The 23,558-nt window shown below is 67.5% G+C and carries 22 protein-coding genes; 7 read left to right on the plus strand and 15 right to left on the minus strand.

Annotated features, from left to right (window positions below; all coding sequences use genetic code 11):
- Positions 1-89: 89 nt before the first annotated feature.
- From ACTU3I_RS00560 to ACTU3I_RS00585, 6 genes are all read right to left on the minus strand, one after another.
- A complete protein-coding gene (locus ACTU3I_RS00560; protein WP_442923649.1) occupies positions 90-1,190 on the minus strand; it encodes an ABC transporter permease in 1,101 nt (366 codons plus the stop codon).
- Positions 1,187-2,704, minus strand: a complete 1,518-nt coding sequence (locus ACTU3I_RS00565) for a sugar ABC transporter ATP-binding protein (protein ID WP_442923650.1) — start codon at positions 2,702-2,704, stop codon at positions 1,187-1,189. Before ACTU3I_RS00565 ends, ACTU3I_RS00560 begins: the two co-directional genes overlap by 4 nt.
- An 85-nt stretch (positions 2,705-2,789) precedes the next feature.
- On the minus strand, positions 2,790-3,902 hold the full coding sequence (locus ACTU3I_RS00570) for a sugar ABC transporter substrate-binding protein (protein WP_442923651.1): 1,113 nt from the start codon (positions 3,900-3,902) through the stop codon (positions 2,790-2,792).
- A gap of 186 nt (positions 3,903-4,088) precedes the next feature.
- Complete coding sequence (locus ACTU3I_RS00575) at positions 4,089-5,183, minus strand: alpha/beta hydrolase (RefSeq protein ID WP_442923652.1); 1,095 nt, start codon at positions 5,181-5,183, stop codon at positions 4,089-4,091.
- A complete protein-coding gene (locus ACTU3I_RS00580) occupies positions 5,180-6,037 on the minus strand; it encodes an acyl-CoA thioesterase (RefSeq protein WP_442925291.1) in 858 nt (285 codons plus the stop codon). The genes ACTU3I_RS00575 and ACTU3I_RS00580 overlap by 4 nt, the downstream gene beginning before the upstream one ends.
- A gap of 15 nt (positions 6,038-6,052) precedes the next feature.
- A complete protein-coding gene (locus ACTU3I_RS00585; protein WP_442923653.1) occupies positions 6,053-7,600 on the minus strand; it encodes a bifunctional 3-(3-hydroxy-phenyl)propionate/3-hydroxycinnamic acid hydroxylase in 1,548 nt (515 codons plus the stop codon).
- Positions 7,601-7,734: 134 nt separating this feature from the next.
- Between ACTU3I_RS00585 and ACTU3I_RS00590 the strand changes: the two genes are divergently transcribed.
- Positions 7,735-8,820 (plus strand): serine hydrolase domain-containing protein, encoded by a 1,086-nt coding sequence (locus ACTU3I_RS00590; protein WP_442923654.1) that lies wholly within the window; start codon positions 7,735-7,737, stop codon positions 8,818-8,820.
- 17 nt (positions 8,821-8,837) lie between these two features.
- Positions 8,838-9,647, plus strand: a complete 810-nt coding sequence (locus ACTU3I_RS00595; RefSeq protein WP_442923655.1) for an alpha/beta fold hydrolase — start codon at positions 8,838-8,840, stop codon at positions 9,645-9,647.
- Here ACTU3I_RS00595 and ACTU3I_RS00600 read toward each other — a convergent pair.
- Positions 9,590-10,180, minus strand: coding sequence for a carboxymuconolactone decarboxylase family protein (locus ACTU3I_RS00600; RefSeq protein WP_442923656.1), 591 nt, complete (start codon positions 10,178-10,180; stop codon positions 9,590-9,592). The genes ACTU3I_RS00595 and ACTU3I_RS00600 overlap by 58 nt on opposite strands.
- 45 nt (positions 10,181-10,225) lie before the next feature.
- A complete protein-coding gene (locus tag ACTU3I_RS00605) occupies positions 10,226-10,990 on the minus strand; it encodes an IclR family transcriptional regulator (protein ID WP_442923657.1) in 765 nt (254 codons plus the stop codon).
- Positions 10,991-11,161: 171 nt separating this feature from the next.
- On the opposite strand from ACTU3I_RS00605, the gene ACTU3I_RS00610 reads away from it, so the two are divergent.
- Both ACTU3I_RS00610 and ACTU3I_RS00615 read left to right on the plus strand, forming a co-directional pair.
- Positions 11,162-12,028, plus strand: a complete 867-nt coding sequence (locus ACTU3I_RS00610; RefSeq protein ID WP_442923658.1) for a hypothetical protein — start codon at positions 11,162-11,164, stop codon at positions 12,026-12,028.
- A gap of 13 nt (positions 12,029-12,041) precedes the next feature.
- Positions 12,042-12,968 (plus strand): fumarylacetoacetate hydrolase family protein, encoded by a 927-nt coding sequence (locus ACTU3I_RS00615; protein WP_442923659.1) that lies wholly within the window; start codon positions 12,042-12,044, stop codon positions 12,966-12,968.
- Between the two features lie 71 nt (positions 12,969-13,039).
- On the opposite strand, the gene ACTU3I_RS00620 is transcribed toward ACTU3I_RS00615, so the two are convergent.
- Genes ACTU3I_RS00620 through ACTU3I_RS00630 form a run of 3 tightly spaced genes read right to left on the minus strand, consistent with a single transcriptional unit; the run spans position 13,040 to position 16,153 of the window.
- On the minus strand, positions 13,040-13,921 hold the full coding sequence (locus tag ACTU3I_RS00620; protein WP_442923660.1) for a fumarylacetoacetate hydrolase family protein: 882 nt from the start codon (positions 13,919-13,921) through the stop codon (positions 13,040-13,042).
- 1 nt (position 13,922) lies between these two features.
- The gene (locus ACTU3I_RS00625; protein WP_442923661.1) at positions 13,923-14,615 is read right to left on the minus strand and encodes a VOC family protein; all 693 of its coding nucleotides are present in this window, start codon (positions 14,613-14,615) and stop codon (positions 13,923-13,925) included.
- A complete protein-coding gene (locus ACTU3I_RS00630) occupies positions 14,612-16,153 on the minus strand; it encodes an FAD-dependent monooxygenase (protein WP_442923662.1) in 1,542 nt (513 codons plus the stop codon). Before ACTU3I_RS00630 ends, ACTU3I_RS00625 begins: the two co-directional genes overlap by 4 nt.
- A gap of 47 nt (positions 16,154-16,200) precedes the next feature.
- On the opposite strand from ACTU3I_RS00630, the gene ACTU3I_RS00635 reads away from it, so the two are divergent.
- From ACTU3I_RS00635 to ACTU3I_RS00645, 3 genes are all read left to right on the plus strand, one after another.
- The gene (locus ACTU3I_RS00635; protein WP_442923663.1) at positions 16,201-17,004 is read left to right on the plus strand and encodes an IclR family transcriptional regulator; all 804 of its coding nucleotides are present in this window, start codon (positions 16,201-16,203) and stop codon (positions 17,002-17,004) included.
- Between the two features lie 73 nt (positions 17,005-17,077).
- On the plus strand, positions 17,078-19,063 hold the full coding sequence (locus ACTU3I_RS00640; protein WP_442923664.1) for an acetoacetate--CoA ligase: 1,986 nt from the start codon (positions 17,078-17,080) through the stop codon (positions 19,061-19,063).
- A 41-nt stretch (positions 19,064-19,104) separates the two neighbouring features.
- Positions 19,105-20,043, plus strand: coding sequence for an alpha/beta fold hydrolase (locus tag ACTU3I_RS00645; RefSeq protein WP_442923665.1), 939 nt, complete (start codon positions 19,105-19,107; stop codon positions 20,041-20,043).
- Positions 20,044-20,140: 97 nt separating this feature from the next.
- On the opposite strand, the gene ACTU3I_RS00650 is transcribed toward ACTU3I_RS00645, so the two are convergent.
- The 4 genes from ACTU3I_RS00650 to ACTU3I_RS00665 form a co-directional block, all read right to left on the minus strand.
- A complete protein-coding gene (locus ACTU3I_RS00650; protein ID WP_442923666.1) occupies positions 20,141-20,911 on the minus strand; it encodes an SDR family NAD(P)-dependent oxidoreductase in 771 nt (256 codons plus the stop codon).
- The gene (locus tag ACTU3I_RS00655; protein WP_442923667.1) at positions 20,908-21,153 is read right to left on the minus strand and encodes a hypothetical protein; all 246 of its coding nucleotides are present in this window, start codon (positions 21,151-21,153) and stop codon (positions 20,908-20,910) included. The genes ACTU3I_RS00650 and ACTU3I_RS00655 overlap by 4 nt, the downstream gene beginning before the upstream one ends.
- 97 nt (positions 21,154-21,250) lie before the next feature.
- A complete protein-coding gene (locus ACTU3I_RS00660) occupies positions 21,251-21,679 on the minus strand; it encodes a MaoC family dehydratase (RefSeq protein WP_442923669.1) in 429 nt (142 codons plus the stop codon).
- A gap of 81 nt (positions 21,680-21,760) precedes the next feature.
- Positions 21,761-23,554, minus strand: a complete 1,794-nt coding sequence (locus tag ACTU3I_RS00665) for an acyl-CoA dehydrogenase (protein WP_442923670.1) — start codon at positions 23,552-23,554, stop codon at positions 21,761-21,763.
- Between the last annotated feature and the right edge of the window lie 4 nt (positions 23,555-23,558).

The following is a 23,558-nucleotide window of genomic DNA, read 5'->3' on the forward strand; positions in this document are numbered from 1 at the left end:
CGATCGCGACCGCGACGCGCGAAATGCGCAGCGTGCGCGACCTGAGTCGACTGCCGATCAGTGACCTCGCCGTCGAGACGATGACCCGCTCAACCATGAACGCGTTGCTCGACGCGCCCGCCACTCGACGACGGCGGCTGGATGGTGCCGGCCTCCGGCGACTCGCGGACCGCATGTCGACGTCGGAGACGGTCGAGCAAGGATCGGCGCCCACCCAGGCGAGCCGCCGAGGCGAGCCCGACCGCGACCAGTAACGCGACGCCATTGAAAACGTCGGAAATCCAGCTCGGTGCGCCCGACAACTGCAGTCCCTTCACGCCGAGGGCGAGGACGTAGACCGACAGTACGGTGCCCCAAATATTGAATCGTCCGCCACGGAACTGGGTGGCACCGAGGAATGCAGCGGTGAACGCGGGCAGCAGGTAGCCCGGTCCGATGGTGGGATCGGCGTTCGTGAGCCGCGCGGTGATGAGAATGCCCGAGACCGAGGTCAGCACCCCGCATGCCACGAGCGATCCGATGACGACGGCACCCACCCGCACGCCCGACAGCCGCGCCGCTTCGATGTTGCCGCCGGTCGCGTAGATCCGGCGTCCGAGCGGGGTACGTTCCAGCACATACCACGCGATCACCGCGAGCACGAGCATCACGATGAACGCGTAGGTCAGCCCGAAGACGCGACCCGCGCCGAAGTCGCTCAGCTCACGCGGCATGTCGAGGATCTGCCGGCCGCCGCTGAGCAGCGTCACCGCTGCGGCGAGCAGCGAGCTGATTCCCAGGGTCGCGATGAACGAGTCGATGTGTGCGTAGACGATGAGCACGCCGGCGACCAGGCCGATCAGCGCACCGACGAGCACGGTCGCGGGAAGCGCGATCGACAGCGGCATCCCCGCGGGCACGAGCATCCAGGCGACGAACATCGACGCGAATCCGACCTGAGCGCCGACGGCAAGGTTGAAGGCGCCCGCCGCGAGCGGGATGACGAGACCGATGGCGGTGATCGTCACCACCGTGTTCGTGTCGAGGAGCGACGACCACACACGCGGCGAAAGGAAGGTCTCGGGGATCGTGATCGAGAAGACGACGATGATCACGACGAGCACCCAGAGCGCACTGGCCTGGCGGAAACTGAGGGCTGACAGGACTTTTCGCGCGCGGGACGGACCGGATGCTGCCGATGTCGTCGTCATGAGGCTTCTCTGCTTTCGATGGTCGGGCTGACGGGATCGGGGCCGTCGTCAACGACGGCACGGACGATCGTGGATTCGATGAGTCCGTCGCCGGTGAACTCGTCCGCGACGACCCCGTCGCGGAGCACCACGATGCGGTCGGCGATCGAGATGAGTTCTTTGATGTCGCTCGAGGACACCAGCACCGCTCCGCCGCCGGTCGCATACTCGCTCAGCAAGCGGTAGATCTCGGCCTGTGCGCCGGCGTCGACGCCCTGCGTGGGTTCATCGAGGAGCAGGACGGCGGGGTCGAGCCGCAGGCATCGCGCGATCACGATCTTCTGCTGATTGCCGCCGCTGAACTGGTCGAAGCGCCGTTCCTCGGAATCGGCGGGAACGACCGCGACCTTCCGCATCCAGCGCTTCACGTCACGGCGTTCGCGCTTCGTGCTGACGGACCCTGTCCACGAGGTCACCGGACGCAGGCGCGGAAGGGTGACGTTCTCGCGCGCCGGAAAGGCCTCGATGCTCGCGAGCCTGCGACGATCCGCCGGCACGAACGCGAGACCGGCGGCGATGGATGTCGCGGGGCTTCCGACCGTCAGATCTTCCGCGTCGACGGTGATCGAGCCGGCGCTCGCGGGGACGGCGCCGTACACCACCGACGCGAGTTGCTCCATTCCCGAGCCGACGAGACCGGCGACGCCGACGATCTCTCCGGCGGCGACGGAGAGATCTACGCCGTTGATACGCGGGCCGTGGAGCGCCCGGACGGCAAGTCGGATGTCGCCGAGTTGACCGGAGTCGCGGCGGAAGCCGGCGGCGTTGGAAGCCCCCGCGACATCGTCCACGAGCATCTGCCGATCGAACTCGCCGCGATCGCGGCGAGCAACCACCTGTCCGTTGCGCAGCACGACGACCCTGTCTGCGAGAGTGACGACCTCGCCGAGCCGGTGTGAGATGTAGATGATCGCCGCGCCCTTCGCGGCCACGGCACGCACGGCGTCGTGGAGGATCTCGACCTCGTCGCCGTGGAGCGCGGCGGTCGGCTCGTCGAGGACGAGGACATTGTCGCCCTCCTGCCAGCCGTCGAACGCACGGGCCAGAGCGATGATCGTGCGCTGAGCCGCGGTGAGACGCTGCACGGGGACGTCCACCGCGAAATGCCCCCCGAACTCGGCGAGCAGCGCGGCGGTTCGCCGGCGACCGCCCGCGTTCAGCGGGAGGAGCCCTCCGGCTCGGTGGTGACGCACCAGGTCGATGTTCTCCACCGCCGTCAACGCGGGGACGAGGCCGAGATTCTGGTGAATGACGTGCAGCGCGGCGGGACCGCCGTCGACACCGAGGTTCACCTCGCCTGCGTCGGCGGTATAGAGGCCCGAGAGCACTTTGACGAGCGTCGACTTCCCTGACCCGTTGTGACCGAGCAGGCCGACGATCTCTCCGCGCCGCACCTGCAACGTCACGTCGTCGAGCGCGACAGTTCCCGGGAACTCCTTGCGCAGTCGATGCACATCCAGAACGACCGGTTGCACGGGCGTCTCCTCTTCGTATGTCTTCGATCCCCGGCGGCAGTCGCGCCGGGGATCGAAGGGATGGTGCCGGATCGGTGGAGAGACGTCAGAGCGAGACGCCCCACAACTCACCGAAGCGCTGGGGGAAGTCGGGATATCCGCTCCAGCCCCGGCTGTTGTCGTCGGGCAGGTCGCCGGCCTCCACCACCTGCATGACGAGTTCGTCGTCGATCACCGCCTGATCGAGCTCCTGGCCGACGATGCCGCGCGCGGCCGCGTCGACGAGGCTCCAGATGAAAACACCGAAGTCGGTGGCGACGCCGGCGGTGAGGTCACCCTCCTTGATACCCGCCAGCGTGGCCGGGGTCGGGGCGGAGTGAATCGATTTCAGATCCGTGATGTCGGCGGCGCGCAGGGCCGAGGGCAGACCGCCGACCATCTCACCGAGCGTGAACGCGGCGACAGCCGTATCGGGGTGAGCGATCAGGTCATCGACGATGATCTGCGACGAGGTCGTGCCGTACTGCGCCACCGGGATCTCGACCACGCGTATCTCGGCGTCGGGGTTGATCTCGGCGATCCGGTCTTCGAAACCCTTCTGCATGGCGATGGTCGGCGCGAGTTCGGGCGTCACGTACAGGGCGATCTCGGCCGGGCCTCCGGCCTCGACCGTCGCCCAGTCGGCCATGAGTCCGCCATAGATGCTCAGCGACGCGTTACCCGCGTCGAGGAACACCTTCTCTGGGTCGAGCCCCGTGTTACCGGTGGAGACGATGGGGACGCCCTCGGCGTCGAGCTCGTCGAGGTAGCGAGACCACAGCGCAGGCTCGATGGAAGAAACAATGACGGCGTCGTAGCCGCCCGCGAGGATCGTGTCGAAGGCGGTGGCGGCATCATCAGCGCTCAGACCCGCGTCGACGCGGTCGAACTGGATGCCGAGGGCCTCCGTCGGCGCCTCCATCAAGTCGCCGAACAGAACACAGTTCGGCGTGCCGCACTGCGCATACGCCACCTTGGATCCCGTCGGCAGCGAGGTAAGCGGCGACGTCACCGGGAACGCAGTGGGTTCGGAGAACGCGTCGAGGCTCTCCTGGGCGGCCGCCACGTCGGCGGTGGCGGCGCTCGATTCCCCGGTGGCGTCACCGCCACTGCTGCAGGCGGCCAGGATGACGGCGAGCGTCGCTACGGCGGCGATCGACGTGAGACGGGTGCTGTGCATGCTTCCTCCGTTGGTAGATGCGGATGGTGCGTCCGCTGCGGGCGCAGTACGGGTCGGTACCGCAGCTATCGACGTCTTCCGAACGCTAACCTCTGAGGTATGTTCTGTCAAGAGATATACGTTCTGCTCTGAAGAATAGTCCGCCTAGCGGGGACGTTGAACGTCGGTGCCGGCGTCGCAGCTCGCTCAGCGGGCGAGGAGTTGCGCGCGGAACCAGTCGCCGACGACATCCGTCCGCTCGGCAGAGTGGTTGTACATGGTGTGCTCGCCGTCGTCCCAGATCCGCATCGACGAATGGGCGGACAGGTCAAGGAAGACCTCCTGTTGCTCGCGCGTGACAAGGGGGTCCGCGCCACCGTGGAGGACGAGCACTGCTGCACGGGTCCGGTCGAGCGGCGGCTCGAGCCACAGCTCACGGAGGATCCGCGCCGCCGACTCGTCGTCATCCACGCCGAGCAGAGCGTGTGTCTGCTCCCGGGCCGCTCGGTAGGGCAGCGGCATCGGGGTGGCTATGGCTCCGTTCACGCAGCAGGCGGCGAAGCGTGGGTCGTGCACGGCGGCGCGGGCGGCGAGCAGACCGCCGAAGCTGTTACCCCAGACCCCGGCCGGTCCGGTGTACCCGGTGCGCTCGGCGACAACGTCGAGCGTCGCGCTGAATGCGCGGTCGACGCCGTGATCGAGATGCAAGCCGCCCATCATGCGCGTCTCGCCCTGACCTGGCGCCTCGAGGAGAACGGCGGTCAGGCCACGGCGCGCGAGCGCCTCCGCCTGCCGATGGTAGGCCGGTCCCCAACCACTCTGGCCGCCGACGATCACGACCGGTGGCGACGTGGGGCTCTCGGGCGTCCGCACGAGCCAGGCGACGAGTGCGCTCTGACGGAACGGGATCGACAGTCGCTCGACGTCGAGGGTCGTATCCAGTGCGGCGGCCCGCGCATACTCCCCGCTCAGCCGGGTGTAGAGCGTGCGCTTGACCTGCTGGTCGTCGTTGAAGGCCAACTGCGCGAAGTACAAGGCCGCGGTCGCGCGGCGGTGGCACGCGACTGCCGTCTCCACGTCGCCGCGGTGTGCCGCCGCGTGCGCGCGTTCGCTCTGGGCTGCCGCGAGCGCCTCGGCGACCTCATGCCATGGCGTCGAGGGTGGCGCGTGGAACAGGTGAGTCGCATCCCAATAGTCCATGCCGTAATCGAGCATCCGGGTGACGGACATGGCCCGGCGCAGGGCCGCCCGGAGTTTAAGGGCGTTCTCGGACGGCGTCGGCGGATTCTGTGTGGTGGTCATCGCGACGGCACCCGGATCATGCTCTCCTGCGCGACGCTCGCGACGAGTCTTCCGTCGCGAGCGTGGATGCGGCCGAGGCCCAGTCCCCGCCCGCCTATCGCGCTGGGTGACTCCTGTACGTAGAGGAGCCATTCGTCGGCGCGGGCGAAGCGGTGCCACCACATCCCGTGGTCGAGGCTCGCCGATTTCAGGCCGGGCGTCGCCCACGGGACTCCGTGGCGCCGGAGCACCGTTTCCAGGATCGAGTAGTCGCTGGCGTACGCAAGCGCCGCGCGGTGCAGTGCCGGGTCGTCGGGCATCGAACCGATGGCTCGAAACCAGACGACCTGATGAGCCACGCGTTCGCCGTCGACGGACACGTATACCGGCGACGGGACGTGGCGGATGTCGAATGGGCGCTCAGCCGCCCAGAACCTCGCCACCGCGTCCGTGCTGCCTGCGAGCACCTCGGCCGCGCTGGGGAGCGATTCCGGATCGGGCACCCCGACCGGCATCTCGGCCTGATGCTCGAGTCCGGTGTCTTCTCGTTGGAACGACATCATCGCGGAGAGGATCGGCAGGCCACGCTGATACGCCTGCGTGCGGCGGGTGGAGAACGACCGGCCGTCGTGGATGCGGTCGACGGCGAAGGTGATGGGCAGGTCGACGTCGCCCGCTCGCAGGAAGTAACCGTGTAGGGAGTGCACGACCCGGTCGGGCATGATCGTGCGATGTGCGGCGATGAGCGCTTGCGCCAGCACCTGACCACCGAACACCCGGCCGTGCGGCATCCATTGGCTCGGTCCGGTGAAAATGTCCTCGTTCGTCCGCGCCCCCGTATCGGTCAGGTCGAGAGCACGGAGGAAGGTCGCCATCGGATCACCCACCGGTCACTCCTTGACGAGACTCGAACGCAGGTCGATGAGGAGGTCCGCGACATCCTCGGGCGAGGGAGCCGAGCCGAACACGTAGAAATCGGGTCGCACTACGACTGCCACAACATCGGCGGCGTGCAGTGCATCCGTGAAGGCCGAGCCGATCTCGGTGAGCCCCGTCGGGCCGATCACACCGGCGCGCAGACCGATCTCGTCTTCGAGTTCCTGGAGGAGGACGCGTGCCCGGCCATCGGGTTCGCTGAGTGTCAGCAGCGTGAAGCCGTGGCCGAGCACGTCGTCGGAGCGCTGCGCGCCCTGGCCGTCGGCGTCGAGCGTCGGTTGGACGGCGAGTCGGCCCGCGAGAGCATCGCCCGCGCGGAAGCCGCCGCCGATCGCGGGCTGGAAGGGAGGGGGCATCTCGGTCGACATCGCGAGCGTGTGCCGACGTTCCGCTGCGCGTGCCGGGTCGGTCTCGCAGACGACCGTGCCGATACGCACCGACTCTTCGATGTACGCGAGAACGTGCGGGCGGCGCGCAGCGGTGTACTGCTCGAGCACGTCGTCGGTGGCGGAACCCGTCAGGACGAGATCGAGCATCCATCCGAGCGTCGCGGCGTCGCGGATGCCGGAGCACATGCCCTGCCCCAGGAAGGGCGGCATCACGTGTGCGGCGTCGCCGGCGAGCAGCACGAACCGATCACGGAAGCTGTCGGCGACGATCGAGCGGAACGTATAGACGGTCTGTCGCACAAGCGATCCTTGACCCGGGCTCACCCAGGGAGCGAGGAGTTGCCAGATCCGTTCGGGCTGCACCATTTCGACGGGGTCGTCCCCGTCGACGAGCATGAACTCCCACCGGAAGTATCGCCCGGACACCCGACCCATGTGACTCGGACGCGCGGGGTCCAGCACCTGCCCCGTGTCCGGGATGTCGATCTGTTGCGCGCCCGGCGTCGGCAACAAGTCGACGACGAGCCAGTCGGCTTGGAACCCCAGGTCCGTCATCCCGACCGAGCTGAGCGAGCGGACCGTGCTGTTCGCCCCGTCCGCTCCGATGACGAATCGAGCTCTCAGCGACTCACCGTCCTCCAGGACGACGTCGACGTGGCCGGTCCCCTGGCGCACATCCACGACCGGAGCACCGAAGCGCACCTCGACGTTCGGGATGCGTCGGACGGCCGCGTCCAGGACGTCTTCGAGCTCAGGTTGATAGAAGTGGTAGGACGCGTCCCACCCCGATGGGGCGGCCCAGTCCCGGGGCAGCCTCGACACGACAGTCCCGTCGGGATCGAGGAACTCGTACCGCCGTGCCGGGTCGGCGATTCGCGCCACCTCGTCGGCGACGCCGAGACTCTGGAACACGCGCATGATCTCGTGGTCGAAGTGGCCGGCACGCGGGGTCTCGTAGCGTCCGGTGCGGCGCTCGCACACGATCACTCGATGCCCAGCGCGGCCGAGAAGTCCGGCGAGTGTCTGCCCGACGGGCCCGTACCCGACGATGATGACATCGGCACTCAGATCCGCGGGCGTGGGGTTCTCGTAGCGGCTCATCTCGGTACGCATCTGCTCTTCTCATGTCGGGTAGGTACGCAGCAAATTCTTTTGTACGGAACTTGTTCTGTCAAGCAGGTCTCTGGCGCTATGCTGAGTCCCGCGAGCGACCGCGCCGCATTCATCGCACCACGAAGGAGTGGCTCATGGGGAGTGCCATCGAGCAGGCAATGCACGAAGCGATCGCCGCCGGACAGGTCGGACTGCAGGTCGCGGTGTATCGACACGATGACCTCATCGTCGACACGAGCGCTGGAGAAACCCGGGTAGGCGGCGCCGCGGTCGAGAGCGACACGGTGTTCTTCGCCGCATCCGCCGGGAAGGTGTCGACCGCCACTCTGCTGCACCGCATGGTCGAACTCGGCCACCTGCGGTACGAGCAGACCATCGCATCGCTGTGGCCGGAGTTCGCTGCCGGGGGCAAGGAAGCCTTCACGGTTGAAGACGCGGTGACGCATCGCGTCGGACTAGCCGACGTGCCTCAGTCCGACGTCGCTGGGAGCTGGGACGAGGTCGCCAGCCGCCTCGCCGCGCTTCCGCCGAGCATCGATCCCACCGCGCGCAGCGCCTATCACCCGTTCACGTGGGGATTCATCGTTGGCGAGATCGCGCGCCGCGCCGATCCCACTCATCGCGATTTCGCCGACCTCATCCGCGACGAGGTGCACCGGCCACTCGGAATCACCGATCTCTGGCACGCGCTCCCCTCTTCGGAGCACGAGCGGGTGGCGACCACGAAAGGCGCCATTCTCCGTGACGACCCCTTCGACTTCCTCATCGACGAGGGCCACCTGTTCAACACCGCCGCGCATCGTGAGCACCTCGATCCGAGCGGCGCGTGGATGGCGGCACGCGGGGGTGCGCGCCTGTGGTCGCTGTATGCGAACACAGGTGTCGTGGACGGTGCTCGTTACTTGTCCGAAGAGCGAGTGCGGTCGTTCCTCCACCCGCGGCGCGGCGATGCGCCGCTCGGCATCATGACAGGCCCGCGTGGGGTGATGGGTCGTGGAGGGCTGATGCTCGGCGGGGCTGTGCCCGACCACGGCCGCGTGCTCGGCTTCGGCGAACGGACCCTCTGGCACCCGGGTGCAGGAGGCACGATCGGTTTTGCGGACCTGGACGCCGGATTCTCGGCGGTGATCTGCCACAACGAGCTGTTCGACGAGCGCACCCCCCATCAGCATCCCTTCGCGCCTCTCGTACGCGCCATCTACGCCGACATGCGCGGCTGACACAGAAAGAAACTGAGATGCCTCATTCCACGAACGGCATTCACTACGAGGTGCGCGGCGACGGCCCCACGACCGTAGTGCTTCTGCCCGGGCTCGGCTGCTCGATCGACGCGTGGCGCGACGTGCCCGCTCTCATCAGCGGCTTCCGCTTCGTGCTCATGGATCTGCCGGGTCACGCCGGATCCCTCGGTGCCGAGGCCGACGGCTCGAGCCTCGAGACGATGGCACGGCCACTCATCGCGGCGTGCGACGAGATCGGCCTCGATCGCTACGCGATCGTCGGACTCTCCTTCGGTGGGGCGTTGGCTGTGCGCATCGCGCTCGACCGTCCGCATCAGGTGATCGCCGCCATGGCTTTCATGCCATGGCCCGCCAGTGGCACCGAATCCGGCGATCCCATCATGGCGACGCTCTACGACACCTGGGGCGACGAGGACGCGGTGGAGCGGATCGTGCAGCTCATCTCCGTCGACCCGTCGAAGACGTCCGACGTACTGCGCACGATGACGAGCGGCGTCTCCGAATCCTTCTGGCGCAGCTGGTACGGAGAAGGCGTGTATACGTCGATCGCGTCCCGACTGACGGACCTCACGGTGCCGACTTGTTATGTTCTGGGCGGGCGGGACGCCGTCGCGCCGCGCGACCGGCTCCTCGCGGATGTGCAGGCGATGCCGAACGGGCGACTCGTCTACCTTCCAGATGTGGGTCACCTGGCCCCGTACGAGTCTCCGCGTCGCGTCGCGCCGGAGATCGTCGAATTCCTCGGCCGCTACGTCGAGGGAGGGCGGATCGCGAACAACTCGAGCATCGACGCGAGCCCGCGGTAGTAGAGCACCAGCGCCAGGATCTCGAAGACCGCCGCGCGATCGAAGTGCGACCGCAGGGCGGCGAACTCGGCCGCGGGTGCGGGTTCTGCCGCGTTGGCACGGCAGAACGCGACGAGAACTCGTTCGTCGGGAGCGGGGAGTTCATGCCCCGCCCGCACCCGTTCGATCTCCTCCGCGGAGATTCCCGCGGCGTGGGCGAGAGGAACATGTGCGTGCAACTCGAATTCGGAATGGAGCTGCGCGGCTACGGCGAGGGTGGCCAGCTCGCGCTGGCGCGCCGACAGGGTGCTCGTCGCTCGAAGACGTGCGCCCAACGCTTCGAGCGGGTCACCGATAGAGGGAGAGAACAGGAACACGCCGAAAGGCCCCTCGAGCGTGCCGTCTGCGGCCTCGAGCGGGAACTGTGCATCGGAACTCGCCCGCACGCCGCTGAGGATTCGGTCCCTCAGTGCGCGCGCGCCGTCGTCGAGTTCGGCCGGCGCCACTCGCGGGTAGGCCTCGGCTCGGAGGGCGACATGTTCCTCGGCATCCATCGAACAGAACATATCCCACTTTGAGGAATTCATTCCTCCGGGGCGTCACCCATTCCCGACGAGGTCGCGCAACAACCCGGCGATCTCCTCGATGCGTCCTTCGACACGCGACGCAGGACCCGAAACGCTGATCGCCCCGATGGCCGCCCCTTCGAAATTGCGCACCACAGCCGAGACGGCATACAGGTCGACTTCGGACTCGCTGCGATTGATCGCGTACCCGCGACGCGCCGTGCGCGTGAGTTCGTCGATGAGCTTGGACCGCGTCTTGAGCGCCTTCGGCGTGCCGCCGGTCAGCGCATCGTCGGGGAAACGCCGGAGCAGCTCGTCGTGCGGAAGCTCGGCGAGTAGCGCCTTGCCCGCCGCCGAGATGTGCGCGGGCTGGCTCGCGCCGATACGCGTGCCGGCGCGGATGACGTGCGAGCCCTCGACGCCGTCGACGAAGATCACCTCCGATCCGTGGAGCACCAGCAGATGCGAGGTCTCGCCCGTATCGCGCGCCAGTCGCTCGAGCAGCGGCCGTGCGCGATCCTTCAGGTCGACGGCGCCCACGACGCGCGAACCGATCTCGACCAGGGCGGGGCCGGCAGTGTACGGCTGGCGCGGACCGACCTGCGCCAGCAGACCTTGAGATTGCAGTGTCGTCAACAGACGATGCGCGGTAGAGCGGGCGACGCTCAACTCCTGCGCGACACGGCCAACGTGCAGCTCGTTGGTCGTGCGCAACATCAACAGGATCTGCGAGGCGCTGATCACTGATTCGACTGCGTACGGCACAGCGGAGTCGCCGGACCCCTGCGCGTTCTGCATGACGAAATCATAGGACGCGTCTTGCTCTCGCCGCGGGAGTGACGTCGCTTCTCAGATCGCCGCGGGCGCACACCCTCCATCAAGTGTGCTACTTTAAAGAACATGTTCTGTTGAAAAGAACTATGACCGAGAAGCTGGAGACGCACAATGGGGTGGGGAGTCATCTCTGAGATGGGCCCGGTCACGATCCGGACCAGCAACCTCGACCTGTCGATTGCAGAGCAGACACACGTGCTCGGGTTGCACGAAGTGGCGCGCGACGGCACTCGCGTCAGCCTCGCCGGCGTCGGCGGTCGTCCTGAGCTGACCTATGTCGCGACGGACGACGAGAACAGTCTCGAGCTCCTCGGACTCATCGCACGCGACGGCGATGCGTTGCGGACCGTGCGGTCGAGAATCGAGGACGAGGGACTCCGCATCATCCGTGCCAACCCGTCGACGCCGGGCGCACCCGACGGCTTCAGCTTCGTCGGCCCCGAAGGTTTCGCCTACGAAGTGATGCTCCGCCCGGGCGCTGGACCCGCCCAACCGGACGGCTTCGGGCCGAAGCGGTACGGGCACTTCAACTTTCACCCCGAGAACCACCGCAGCACGGTCGAATTTCTCACGACCGTGCTCGACTTCCGCATCTCGGACACCATCGGCAGCGGCGGATCGAACGGATATTTCCTCCGCTGCAACAGCGAGCACCACGGCATCGCCGTTCTCCGGGGTCAGGGCACGTTCCACCATCACGCGTGGGAAACCCAGAGCCTGATCGATCTGGCGAAGCTCGGCGACCGTCTGCACGACCTCGGCCGAGAGCTGCTGTGGGCACCCGTACGTCACGGCGCCGGCCAGAACCTGGCCTGCTACTACGTGGAGCACACGGGCGCAGTGGTGGAGCTGTACGCCGACATGGAGCACATCTACGATGACGACCGGCCACCCGTGGAGTGGTCGGACGGATCCGTGTGGTGGAACGAGTGGAGCACGACGACCGGCTACCTGCCGAGCGGATTCCGGGAGTACGGGATCGCTCCGGCGGCCGCGCACTGAGGGAGGAAAGACGATGAAGTTCGTGCGTTTCGAACAGGCGACCGGGGCGCGGGGCATCGGCCTCGTCGATGACGACGCCATCCGCGCCATCCCCGGCCGGACCGATCTTCTGCCCCTCATCGAGCTGGGCACGGACGCGCTGATGACGGCGGGCGCGGAGGCTCTGCGCAGCGGGCCGGTCGTCGAGGTGGGCGCCGTGCGGTTGCTGTCCCCGATCGCCACTCCCCCGACCTTCCGCGACTTCTACGCCTTCGAACAGCATGTGAAGGCTGGTCGATCGTGGCGCGGGTTGGAGATGGAGCCGCTGTGGTACGAGATCCCCGTGTTCTACTTCTCGAACCCCTACGCATTCCGTGGCGAGGGCGATGTCCCGATGACGCCGGGTGCACGGAAGTTCGACTTCGAGCTCGAAGTCGCCGCTATCGTCGGCGCGACGGGGAGTGACCTGACCGCCGCCGAGGGTGAGGAAGCCATAGTCGGTTACGCCGTCCTGAACGACTGGAGCGGGCGCGACATCCAGCAGCGGGAGATGACCCTGTCGATGGGTCCCGTGAAGGGCAAGGACACCTCGACCTCGCTCGGGCCATACTTGGTGACGAAGGACGAGCTCGAGCCGTACCGTACTGTTACCGGCTTCGACCGCACGATGACCCTCAGGGTCAACGGGGTCGAGTACTCGCGCGCCAATTGGGCTGACGTGTATTACTCGTTCGGCGAGATGGTCGCCTACGCCAGCCGCGGCGCGGAGGTGCGACCGGGTGACGTCATCGGGTCTGGCACCTGTGGAACGGGCTGCATTCTGGAACTCAGCCGCACCCGCTCTGAGGAGGAGTACCCCTGGCTGAAGGCGGGCGACGAGGTCGTGGCTGCTATCGAGGGCTTGGGTGAACTGCGATCTCGGGTCGTCGCGGCGCCCACACCCCCCTCCTTCCGGGCGTGAACTGATCTCGTCCCGCCTCGTGAGCCAGAACTCGCGCAGCGATTCGGACCCGCATGTCGCTCAAACCCCGATCAGCGCCGTTCGCTCCGGGCTGCCACGAATTGGTTGTCGAGACTTCCGATCCCCTCGATCGTGCTGATGAGGCGATCGCCGGGCTTCAGGAAGATGCCCCGTGAACCACCGACGCCGGCTGGCGTGCCGGTGAAGATCACGTCTCCCGGATGGAGCGTGACGACCTGTGAGAGGTCGTGCACGATCTGCTCGACCGCGAAGATGAGATCCGCCGTCGATCCGTCCTGCAGAGTGAAGGGCGACGCGCCTTGAGCGTCTGCGGTCGGACCCGTGATCCGCGCTGCGATATGCAGCGCGGATGGGTCGTCGATCTCGTCAGGGCTCACGATCGCCGGCCCGTAGGGGCCGAATCCCGGATACGACTTGCCGAGACTGAACTGCGGCGCGGGACCTTGCAGCTGGACGACGCGCTCGCTGTAGTCCTGACCGACCGCGTAACCGGCGATGGTGCTTTTCGCCGCGTCGAGGGAGGGCAGGCGGTGACTCTCGCGGCCGATGATGACGACCAGCTCGGTCTCGAAGTCGACGAAGTCGCTCGGCAATTCGACCACTGCGTGTGGCCCCGCCAAGGATGAGGCGAACTTCGTGAACACCACGAGATGTTCCGGATACGACAGCCCGGCCTCGTCGGCGTGGTCGCGGTAGTTCAGCCCGATCGCGAAGACCTGCCTCGGGTCGGGGACGGGCGGGCCGAGCTCCGACGCGTCGAACTCATCGCCGCGGGGGAACTCAGCTCCCGCAACCCACTCCGCGAAGTCGTCCCACGCGTCGAGCACGTCGCGTGGCGCGGGACCGAAGCGCCCCGCGCTCGCCACGGCGACGTCTATCGCCCTGTCGTCGCGGATGAGAATGGCGCGACCGGCAAGATTCGCGAGGCGCATGTCAGACGGCCCGATCGGTCGTGAGGCTGTCGGCCCCGAGAGCCGGTTCGGCGGCGATCCGCGCCGGCCACGGGTCGTCGAACCACATACCTTGGCGCGGTTGCTCGGGCAGGAACTCGCTCCTGCGAGCGCGCTCGTGGATCTCCTGCGCGCTCGCGCCGTTGCGGTACGCCTCCAGCACCTTGTCGGGGTCGAACTGCGGACCGATCTGGTCCTCCGCGAACTCCTGCGACGCCCACATCCACTCCTTGGACATCGCCCAGTCGCCGAAGGCATCGACCTGGATCTCGACCCCGTTGCCGTCGGGGTCCTGGTAGTACATCGAGATGGTCATGCCGTGGTCGACGCAGACGGTGGGTACGACGCCGACCGAGCGCAGACGCTCGTAGTTGTCGATCCACGCTCCGAAGTCGTCGTACTCGAAGGCCGTGTGGTGAAGCCCCGCGCTGTGTGGCTTGTCGATCGGCGGGTGCACGCCCGGGATCTTGAGCAGAGCGATCCGGTGGTTGGCCTCGTCGTTCGTGAGCCACGCCGCGTGTTGCGAGTAGTAGACGGGCTGCAGCCCGACGACGAGCTCGTAGAACGCCACCATCGCATCCACGTCGAGCGTCATGAAGGTCGCGTGATGGAACTTCGGAGGACGGATGGGGCGCGGCTTGGGAACCCGGAAGTACTGACTGTGATCGATCGTCATGATGCTCGCTTCGTCGATGAGGTGAGGAGGGCGGGGTCGGCGTGATCGGGGTCGCCCCCACTCCACGCGATGTGTTGGTCGGGCCTGATCAGCAGATAGCGAGACTCGTCATCGTCGGGCGAGCGGATGTCGGCCTGCCGCACCGTGAGCGGCACGCCCGCCGCAGCGAATCGCTCCCCCGCCCGGTCGAGATCCGCCGGCGCGGCCGAGGACGGGTGGATGAGCGTCGCCCAGGGCCCGAGGTCGTCGTACAGCGAATGTCCCTGCTCGATCCATCGGTGCGGGAGCCTTGCGCCGGCGCGGGTCGACGGACGGTACCGCACGACGTCGACGACCTCGGCGCCGTCGTATGAATAGCCGAGCACGAGACCCAGAGAGTGAAACTCCTCGAGCTTCGCGCTCTGAATGGCGGCCGCGTCGAGCGGAAGGTCAGGGCCCGTCGCTGCGAGATTGCGCGCCGCCGAAGCGATCGTGCTGACCGCGACCGCGCGGCGCTCCGTCTCATACGACGCCAGCAGCGAAGGATCAGCCCAACCCTCGAGCACGGCAGCGAGCTTCCAACCGATGTTGACGGCATCGCCGACGCTCGTGTTGAACCCGTGGCCGCCCAGCGGCGGGTTCACATGCGCGCTCTCGCCGACGAGGAAGATGCGCTCCGTCGCGTAGCGGCTGGAGATGAGCATGCGCGGCGTCCAGGGATCCATCGACAGGATCTCGATGGGGACATCGGATCCGGCCTCCCCGAGCAGGCTCCGGACGAGTCGGCCGACCTCGCCTATATCGGTCTCTCCGCCGCTGCCCCCGAGCGACGCCCACCAGAGTCCCTCGCGATCGAGTGGACCGACGATGCCGCGCGGCTCGACGCCGAGAACCCAGTAGTGGAGTGCCTCGCCCATCGGCGGTCGCAGTGAGGGCGCGCGAAACACCACGTTGAGGTTGGGATGCGGCGCGCTCGTCCCTTCGAGGACACCCCCGATCCGCTCGCGCACGAGGCTCCGCGCCCCGTCACACCCCAGCACGAATCGGCTGCTCAGCTCATAAGCCGTGCCGTCATCGGCCCGGACGGCGAGGTCAACACGATCAGGGTGCTCAGCGATGTCCTCGATCGTCTCGCCCAGGCGTAGGTCGACGAGGCCGCTCCCCCGCAGATGCGCGCGGAGCACCCGCTCGACGGCGGGTTGACCGATCTGCTGGCCCGACTCGGCCGCGATCCCCTGTTCAGCGGCGTTGAGCCCGAAGATGTCCGAGAACTCGGTGATCACCGACCCCGTGACGGTGTCGCAGAAGACGGCCCGGTCGCACCACGTCGCCGGGAGCGTCGCCGCGGCACGGACGTCGTCCGCGATCCCCCATCGACGGAAATGCTCCATCGTGCGGGCGCTAGTCGTCTTCGCGCGGGGACGTGCGTCGCTGACACCGGGGCGCGGCTCGATGACGATCGACCGGCGGCCGTGATAGGCCAGCTCGGCTGCAGCGGCGAGCCCGGAAGGGCCACCGCCGACGACAACGACGTCGCCGGGGTCGCGTGGAGATTGCATTGAGCTATCGTTCGACGCATGCCGTCCACAACGCACCCGAGATTTCAATGAGCGGAACCGATCCTGCGTCCGGCCGGGGCGGACGGCCGAAGTCGGGCGAGCCGGTTCTCACTCGCGCCTTCCGGATTCTCCGCTCCTTCGCAGACGCACCGACGCGCTCGCTGTCACTTCAAGCTCTCTCGTCTCGCGCCGGCTTGCCGAAGACGTCGACCTTCCGCCTCGCGACCCAACTCGTGGAGCTCGGGGCTCTCGAGCGCCTGCGCAACGGAGAGTTCGTCATCGGCTTGCGCATGATGGAGCTCGCCTCGCTGGGCCCGCGTGGCTACGGTCTGCGTGCCGCCGCATTGCCCTTCATGGAGGACCTCCATCGCGTCACGCGGCAGCACGTCCTTCTCGCGGTTCGCGATGGCGACGAGGCCGTCCTCGTCGAGCGCCTCTCCGCGCGGGACGCCACGATCGTGAAGTACCGCGTCGGCGGGCGGATGCCGCTGGAAGCGACGGGAGTCGGCATCGCTCTTCTCGCGCACTCGCCCGAGTCGTTCCGCAGCTCCTTCTTCGCGCGGGTCGAGACCGGCGGTCGTACATCCCGGCTCCGAGAGCTGGTCGCCGAAGTGCGGCGCGAAGGCGTGTGCGAGATCACCGGCTCCAATCCCGCCGCCGCGGAGCCGGCAACGATCTCGACGATCGCGGCGCCGATCCTGACCAAGCGGGGGAGACTGCTCGGCGCCATCTCGATGGTCACGCCGGCGTCGGCCGAATCCGTCGCTGCCAACCGCGTCGCGTTGCGCACGGTGAGTCTGGCGATCGCGCGGACGATGGACGCCGCCACGATGTCAGCGCCCACCGAATGACCACCGCTGGACCTCGTTCCGTTCATCGGAATGACGGTCGCGGCCGGGTGATCGGGCGACGAACGATAGCGGGATGGGACTCGCAGGCGTGTCGCTCCAGGACGATCGACTCGACGAAACGACCGTCGTCGGTCGCTTCGCAGCCGACGTCTCCGCACGGCACGGCGTCGAGGCGGGCACCTACGCCGCGCTGCACGCCTGGTCCGTGGCCGAGCCCGACCTCTTCTGGGGGCGGGTCTGGGAGTACTTCGGCGTGGAGGCGTCAGCGCCCTACACGCAGGTCCTGGACCGTCGCACCATGCCCGGCGCGCGATGGTTCGCGGGCGCCAGTCTGAACTACGTTGACCAGATCACCCGTCACCGCGACATGCCCGGTCCGGCGATCGTCTCCGTCGGAGAAGGGGGCGGCCGCAGGGAGCTGTCCTGGCCGGATCTCCTCGACCGGGTTGCGGCATTCGCGGAAGCGCTGAGGACAGCCGGCGTGCGCGTGGGTGACCGCGTCGTCGCCTATCTGCCGAACGATCAGGAAGCCGTGGTCGCCTTCCTGGGCGCGGCGGCGGTTGGCGCGATCTGGGCGTGCTGCGCACCCGACTACGGTGCCGAAGCAGCGGCAGAGCGTCTTGGACAGCTCAGGCCGCGCGTGCTCGTGGCATCCGTCCGCCACACCTTCGCCGGACGCCCGCACGATCGAACCGGCACCGTCGAGGAGCTCGTGCGTCGGGTGGGAGCCCAGACCCTTGTGACCGTCGGCGCGGACCCGACCTGGTGCCAGCGGATGCAGTCCGCCCACGGGGTCGAGGTCATCTCGTGGGCCGACGCCGTGGAGCGGGCTGCCCTCTCCTCGCCCGCGCTCCGCACCGAACAGGTTTCGGCCGAACATCCCCTGTGGGTGCTTTTCTCGTCGGGAACGACCGGAAAGCCGAAGGGGATCGTGCACAGTCACGCCGGCATCATCGTGACGCATCTCGAACTGTTCGGCCTGCAGATGGACCTCGGGCCCGGCGATGCGTTCTTCTGGTACACGACGACGAACTGGATGCTGTGGAACATCGTGGTCGGCGCGCTGCTGAGCGGCGTGACAACGATCACCTACGACGGCAGTCCGGTTCATCCGGAAGCCGATCGCCTGTGGGCGATCGCCGCGCAGGAGAGAGTCCGTGTCTTCGGAACGAGCCCGGGGCACTTGCGCGCTTGCGCGGGGCAGGACATGCATCCGGCCGCGTTTTACGATTTCAGCGCGCTCGAGCTCGTGGCCGTGACGGGTGCACCGATGTCGCCGGACCTCGCCGCGTGGGTCACAACGGCCGTCGCCCCCCACGCCATGGTCGTGTCGAGCAGCGGCGGCACCGATGTTGCGAGCTCCTTCGTCGGCGGCGCGCCCTCGCTGCGGGTGAGCGACGGGCGGATCCCGGCAGCCATCCTGGGCGTCGCGGCGGCGACATTCGACGAGAGCGGACAAGCCGTGCGCGACACCGTCGCCGAACTCGTCGTGACCCAGCCGATGCCCTCGATGCCGCTGTATCTGTGGGACGACACGGACGGCGTGCGCTACCGCGAGACATATTTCGACAGCTTCCCGGGCGTCTGGCGACACGGAGACTGGGCGACGCACACCGCCGACGGTGGCTTCGAGATCCACGGGCGCTCGGACGCGACCCTGAATCGTCACGGCGTGCGGATCGGCTCGGCCGATCTGTACGCGGTCGTCGAATCGCATCCGGCGGTCGAGGAGGCGATGGTTGTCGGGGTGGAACGCCCCGGTGGCGAGTATCGGATGCCGATGTTCATCGTTCCCCGTCGGGGGATCAGCGTCGACGACAACGTGGTGCAGGAACTGCGAGATCGGCTGCGCTCGGAGGCGTCGCCGCGCCACGTCCCCGACGAGTTCCACGTCGTCGAGGCTCTGCCGCACACCAAGACCGGCAAGAAGCTGGAAGTGCCCGTCAAGCGGATTCTCCAGGGTGCCCGCCCCGAGCAGGCGTGCAGCCCTGGATCCATCGACCGCCCGGAACTCCTCGAGTTCTATGCGGACCTCGCCCGGCATTGGGAAGCCGGGTAGAGGTTCCACACCCGATCATCCGACGCTCGAAGGAGAGCACAATGCCTGTTATGCACGCACCCGAGGGGATCTTCGTTCCGCACGCGTTCCCCGAGAAACAGGTCGACCTCGGCGAGGTCACGATGAACTATGCCGAAGCCGGATCGCCGGACCATCCTGCCCTGCTGCTCATCCCCGAGCAGACCGGCTCGTGGTGGGGCTACGAGGCGGCAATGGGCCTTCTCGCCGAGCGCTTCCATGTCTACGCCGTCGACATGCGCGGTCAGGGCCGCAGCTCGTGGACGCCCAAGCGATACAGCCTCGATCTCTTCGGCAATGACCTGGTGCGCTTCATCGCGCTCGTGATCAAGCGCCCCGTCATCGTCGCCGGCAACTCGTCCGGCGGGCTGATCGCCGCCTGGCTGTCGGCGTTCGCGATGCCGGGACAGATCCGTGCAGCGCTCTGCGAGGACGCCCCTTTCTTCGCGTCCGAGTTGACGCCGTCGATCGGGCACTCGGTGCTCGAAGCGGCCGGTCCCGCTTTCGCGCTGTACCGCGACCATCTCGGCGACCAGTGGTCGATCGGCGACTGGGCGGGCTTCATCGCCGGCTCCAAGGCGTCCTCGTCGAAGGTCATGCAGCTCTTCCCGCAGACGGACGAGCCCCCGCAGAATCTTCGCGAGTACGACCCCGAGTGGGGTCGGGCGTTCATCGAGGGCACTGTCGCACTGAACTGCCCGCACGACGTCATGCTGAGCCAGGTGAAAACTCCCGTGCTCGTCACGCATCACATGCACATGGTGGATCCTGAAACGGGCGAGCTGCTCGGCGCGCTGAGTGACGAGCAGGCGGATCGCGCACGGGAGCTCATGGAGTCGGCCGGCGCCGACGTGAGTTATGCGTCGCTCCCCGACGCCTTCCACATGATGCACATGTTCGATCCCGAACGATACGTGCGCGTGCTCACCGAGTGGGTGGACGGCCTCCCCGATCCGAGTTGAGCCTCATCCGACATGAGGGGGCCCGGTACGACGTGCCGAGCCCCCCTCATGTCGTCTGTCCGTGGTCAACAGGTGTCCTTTCGATACGAGAGGTCCGTTATGTGATGCTCGTGCCGCCATCGACCACGAGCGTCTGTCCGGTGATGTAGCCCGCCGCGTCCGACGCGAGGAAGACGACCGTCGCGGCGAGTTCGCGCGGATCCCCCCATCGGTCGACGAGCAGGCGACGGCGCGCCTTCTCGAAGTAGTCGTCGTCGTACTGGTCCGTCATCTCGGATGCGAAGAATCCGGGGGCCACGGCATTGACGCGGATGCCTTTGCGACCGGTCCACTGCTGGGCCAGATCGCGCGTCAAGCCCAGGAGTCCGGCCTTCGACGAACTGTACGCGGCCTGCGGGAGCCCCCCTGTCGTGATGCCGAGCACAGAGGAGATGTTCACGATGCTCGAACCGGGACGCATGACACGACCGCACGACTGGGACATCCAATAGGCGCCGTTGAGGTTCACATCGATGACTCCACGGAACTGCTCGGGCGTCTCCCTCGTCGCGGGGACGGACGTCGCGACGCCGGCGTTGTTGACGAGGACGTCGACATGGCCGAAGCGCTCCATCGCGGCATCCGCGAGTCGCTGACAGGACGCCGGGTCGGTCACATCCGTCGTCACCGCGAGCGCCGTGCGCCCGGTCGCCTCGACGGCGCGGGCGGTGTCGGCGAGGCCCGACGCTCGACGCGCCCCGAGAACCACATCGGCTCCCGCCTCGGCCAGCGTGCGCGCGAACTCGACGCCCAACCCGCTCGATGCGCCCGTCACGATGGCGACCTTGCCGTCGAGGCGGAAGAGATCGGCGAGGCTGGCGGCGCTCACGAGAGGCGCTCCATCATCAGCGCCGTTCCCACATCGGCCAGGTCGTCGCCCGACTCGCCCCCCGGTAGTCCGCAGTCGAGGATGACGTCGTCTATCGTCTGCGGGTCGCGCTGGGGATGGGCGTCGACAGCCGCCCGGACGATCGTTGCGGCAAGATCATCGGGGCGGAGGTCCTTCAGCGAGCCCTTGCCGGCGCGGCCTAAGGGACTGCGCGGGGCGGAGACGATCACAGCATCGAGCATGGTCTTCCTCTTTCTGGTGCAACGACAGGTGGGGCTTACGGGATGAGCAGCACAACGGATTCCGCCACGCACGCAGGCTTGTCCACACCGTCGATCTCTATGACGCACGTGATGACAAGTTCGTGGCCGACGCGAGCAGGCCCGAAGGACGCGAGAGTCCCGAAAGACGAATGCGGGAGCCCACTGGCACAGCGGCGGGGAAGCGCACGCGGTTGAGGCCGTAGTTGAGGGTCGCGGAGAAGCCGCTGATCTGCACGACGTCGTTGAGCAGCCGTGGGATGAGTGCGAGTGTGAGGTAACCGTGTGCGATCGTCGTGCCAAACGGACCGGTGGCGGCACGGGTGGGGTCGGTGTGGATCCACTGATGGTCGCCCGTCACGTCTGCGAAGCGGTCGACGTCGCGTTGGGTGATGGCCTGCCAAGATGACCACCCCAGCGTCTGGCCCACGATAGCCTCGATCTCTGTCGCGCCGCAGAGTTCGACAGCGCCGGAGCCCGTGTCGACCTCGTTTCCCTCAGCATCCATACGGGGAGTCTTTCGAGACGTCGCGACGACGCTCGATGCGGAACGTGACTGTCGGAACGCGCGAACGACGCGCATGTCCTGTCAGAACCCTGCCGTGTTGAGGTCGAGGAAGAGCCGATCCCGGCGCCGAAGCGTGTCGAGCCAGGGGTCGATCGCCGGAAGTTCGTGCGCGAAGAAGTACTCCGCGGCGACGCGCTTGCCCTCGTAGAACGCACCGGACCCGCCATGCGCAGCGATCTCCTGCTCGAGCCAGAGCCATGCCACGACGAGGTGGCCGATCGCCTCGAGCCCCGCGGTCGCGTTCGCGAGGAGTGCGTCTGACTCGCTGCGGTCGCCGAGTGCCGCGTGCAGCTCGGCGATCCGCCCGGCGAGCGACTCAGCATGCCGCGCGGGCGCGTCGCCCAGGTCTCGCGCGGCCGTGATGGTGCGCTCCATCCTCGTGCCGAGGCGCGCGAGTCCGTCGCCCTGGGTGGAGAGGATCTTGCGCCCGATCAGGTCGAGCGCCTGGATCCCATGCGTCCCCTCGTGGATCATATTGAGCCGGTTATCGCGGTAGAACTGCTCGACGGGGAAGTCACGCGTGTATCCGTAGCCGCCGAGGACCTGGATGGCGAGATCATTCGCCGCGAGGCACCATCGTGCGGTCCACGATTTCGCGATCGGGGTCAGCAATGCGAGCAGTTCCGCCGCCTCGAGCGCCGACTCGGAGGAGGGAGCCGTGCGCTCCTCGTCAACGAGGAGCGCACAGAAGAGGATGAGTGCCAGCCCGCCCTCCGCGTACGCCTTCTGCGCGAGCAGCATCCGGCGCACATCCGGGTGATCGATGATCAACGACGGAGGCGAGTTCGGGGCGGAGGCCCGCCCAGCGCGGCCCTGCGGCCGCTCACGCGCGTACGCGAGCGAGTGCAGGTACCCCGTGTAGCCGAGCGCGGCAGCACCGAGCCCCACGCCGATGCGGGCCTCGTTCATCATCTGGAACATGATCGGCAGCCCCGCGTTCCGCTCGCCGACGAGGAAGCCCACGGCACCGGCCTTCTCGCGAGGAAGATGCGCCCCTCCGCCGAACGCGAGCAACGTGTTCGTCGTGCCGCGGTACCCCATCTTGTGGTTGAGACCGGCGAGCGCAACGTCGTTGCGTTCTCCCAGGCAACCGGACGCATCGGGCAACTGGCGCGGCACGATGAAAAGTGACAGGCCCTTCGAGCCCGCCGGCGCGTCAGGGGTGCGTGCGAGGACGAGATGGACGATGTTCTCTGCGAGGTCGTGCTCTCCGCCCGAGATCCACATCTTCGAGCCGGTCAGTCGGTAGCTGCCGTCATCCTGCGGTTCCGCCATCGTCGCGATGTCGCCCAACGACGATCCTGCCTGCGTCTCCGAGAGGCACATCGTGCCGAACCACCGACCCTGGAGGATCGGTGCGGCGTACGTCTCGATCTGCTCGGGAGTGCCGTGCGCGATCAGGAGGTTCGCGTTCGCTCCCGAGAGGAACGGATACGCGTAGGCCGCGAGAGACCCGGCGGCCACGTAGGCCATCGACGCCGACTGCACGGTGAAGGGCAGCTGCGCACCGCCGAGCTCTGCATCGACGCTACTCGCGATCAATCCGGAGTTCGAAAAGGCCTCGAGAGCGTGGCGCAGCTCCGCGGGTTGCTCGACTCTGCCGTCCGCCCCCATTCGCGGCTCGTTCTCATCCAGCGTGCGGTTGATCGGAGCGAAGACCTCGGTTCCGAGCTGCTCCGCCAAATCGAGCACCGCGTCGAACATGTCGCGGTCGTACTCGGCGAAGCGGTCTCGCTCTGTGAGCTGCTCGACGTCCAGCCACTCGTACAGGAGGAACTCGAGATCGCGTCGCGACAACAGGCGGTCAGTGGACATGCGG

The organism is Microbacterium sp. RD1, assembly GCF_052220165.1.
Lineage (GTDB): Bacteria > Actinomycetota > Actinomycetes > Actinomycetales > Microbacteriaceae > Microbacterium.

What these genes read in the sequence shown, in the direction of transcription:
- ACTU3I_RS00560 (WP_442923649.1), bottom strand. Translation starts at nt 1,190, where the DNA reads ATGACGACGACATCGGCAGCATCCGGTCCGTCCCGCGCGCGAAAAGTC.
- ACTU3I_RS00570 (WP_442923651.1), bottom strand. Translation starts at nt 3,902, where the DNA reads ATGCACAGCACCCGTCTCACGTCGATCGCCGCCGTAGCGACGCTCGCC.
- ACTU3I_RS00575 (WP_442923652.1), bottom strand. Translation starts at nt 5,183, where the DNA reads ATGACCACCACACAGAATCCGCCGACGCCGTCCGAGAACGCCCTTAAA.
- ACTU3I_RS00580 (WP_442925291.1), bottom strand. Translation starts at nt 6,037, where the DNA reads ATGGCGACCTTCCTCCGTGCTCTCGACCTGACCGATACGGGGGCGCGG.
- ACTU3I_RS00585 (WP_442923653.1), bottom strand. Translation starts at nt 7,600, where the DNA reads ATGCGTACCGAGATGAGCCGCTACGAGAACCCCACGCCCGCGGATCTG.
- ACTU3I_RS00590 (WP_442923654.1), top strand. Translation starts at nt 7,735, where the DNA reads ATGGGGAGTGCCATCGAGCAGGCAATGCACGAAGCGATCGCCGCCGGA.
- ACTU3I_RS00595 (WP_442923655.1), top strand. Translation starts at nt 8,838, where the DNA reads ATGCCTCATTCCACGAACGGCATTCACTACGAGGTGCGCGGCGACGGC.
- ACTU3I_RS00600 (WP_442923656.1), bottom strand. Translation starts at nt 10,180, where the DNA reads ATGGATGCCGAGGAACATGTCGCCCTCCGAGCCGAGGCCTACCCGCGA.
- ACTU3I_RS00605 (WP_442923657.1), bottom strand. Translation starts at nt 10,990, where the DNA reads ATGCAGAACGCGCAGGGGTCCGGCGACTCCGCTGTGCCGTACGCAGTC.
- ACTU3I_RS00610 (WP_442923658.1), top strand. Translation starts at nt 11,162, where the DNA reads ATGGGCCCGGTCACGATCCGGACCAGCAACCTCGACCTGTCGATTGCA.
- ACTU3I_RS00615 (WP_442923659.1), top strand. Translation starts at nt 12,042, where the DNA reads ATGAAGTTCGTGCGTTTCGAACAGGCGACCGGGGCGCGGGGCATCGGC.
- ACTU3I_RS00620 (WP_442923660.1), bottom strand. Translation starts at nt 13,921, where the DNA reads ATGCGCCTCGCGAATCTTGCCGGTCGCGCCATTCTCATCCGCGACGAC.
- ACTU3I_RS00625 (WP_442923661.1), bottom strand. Translation starts at nt 14,615, where the DNA reads ATGACGATCGATCACAGTCAGTACTTCCGGGTTCCCAAGCCGCGCCCC.
- ACTU3I_RS00630 (WP_442923662.1), bottom strand. Translation starts at nt 16,153, where the DNA reads ATGCAATCTCCACGCGACCCCGGCGACGTCGTTGTCGTCGGCGGTGGC.
- ACTU3I_RS00635 (WP_442923663.1), top strand. Translation starts at nt 16,201, where the DNA reads ATGAGCGGAACCGATCCTGCGTCCGGCCGGGGCGGACGGCCGAAGTCG.
- ACTU3I_RS00640 (WP_442923664.1), top strand. Translation starts at nt 17,078, where the DNA reads ATGGGACTCGCAGGCGTGTCGCTCCAGGACGATCGACTCGACGAAACG.
- ACTU3I_RS00645 (WP_442923665.1), top strand. Translation starts at nt 19,105, where the DNA reads ATGCCTGTTATGCACGCACCCGAGGGGATCTTCGTTCCGCACGCGTTC.
- ACTU3I_RS00655 (WP_442923667.1), bottom strand. Translation starts at nt 21,153, where the DNA reads ATGCTCGATGCTGTGATCGTCTCCGCCCCGCGCAGTCCCTTAGGCCGC.
- ACTU3I_RS00660 (WP_442923669.1), bottom strand. Translation starts at nt 21,679, where the DNA reads ATGGATGCTGAGGGAAACGAGGTCGACACGGGCTCCGGCGCTGTCGAA.
- ACTU3I_RS00665 (WP_442923670.1), bottom strand. Translation starts at nt 23,554, where the DNA reads ATGTCCACTGACCGCCTGTTGTCGCGACGCGATCTCGAGTTCCTCCTG.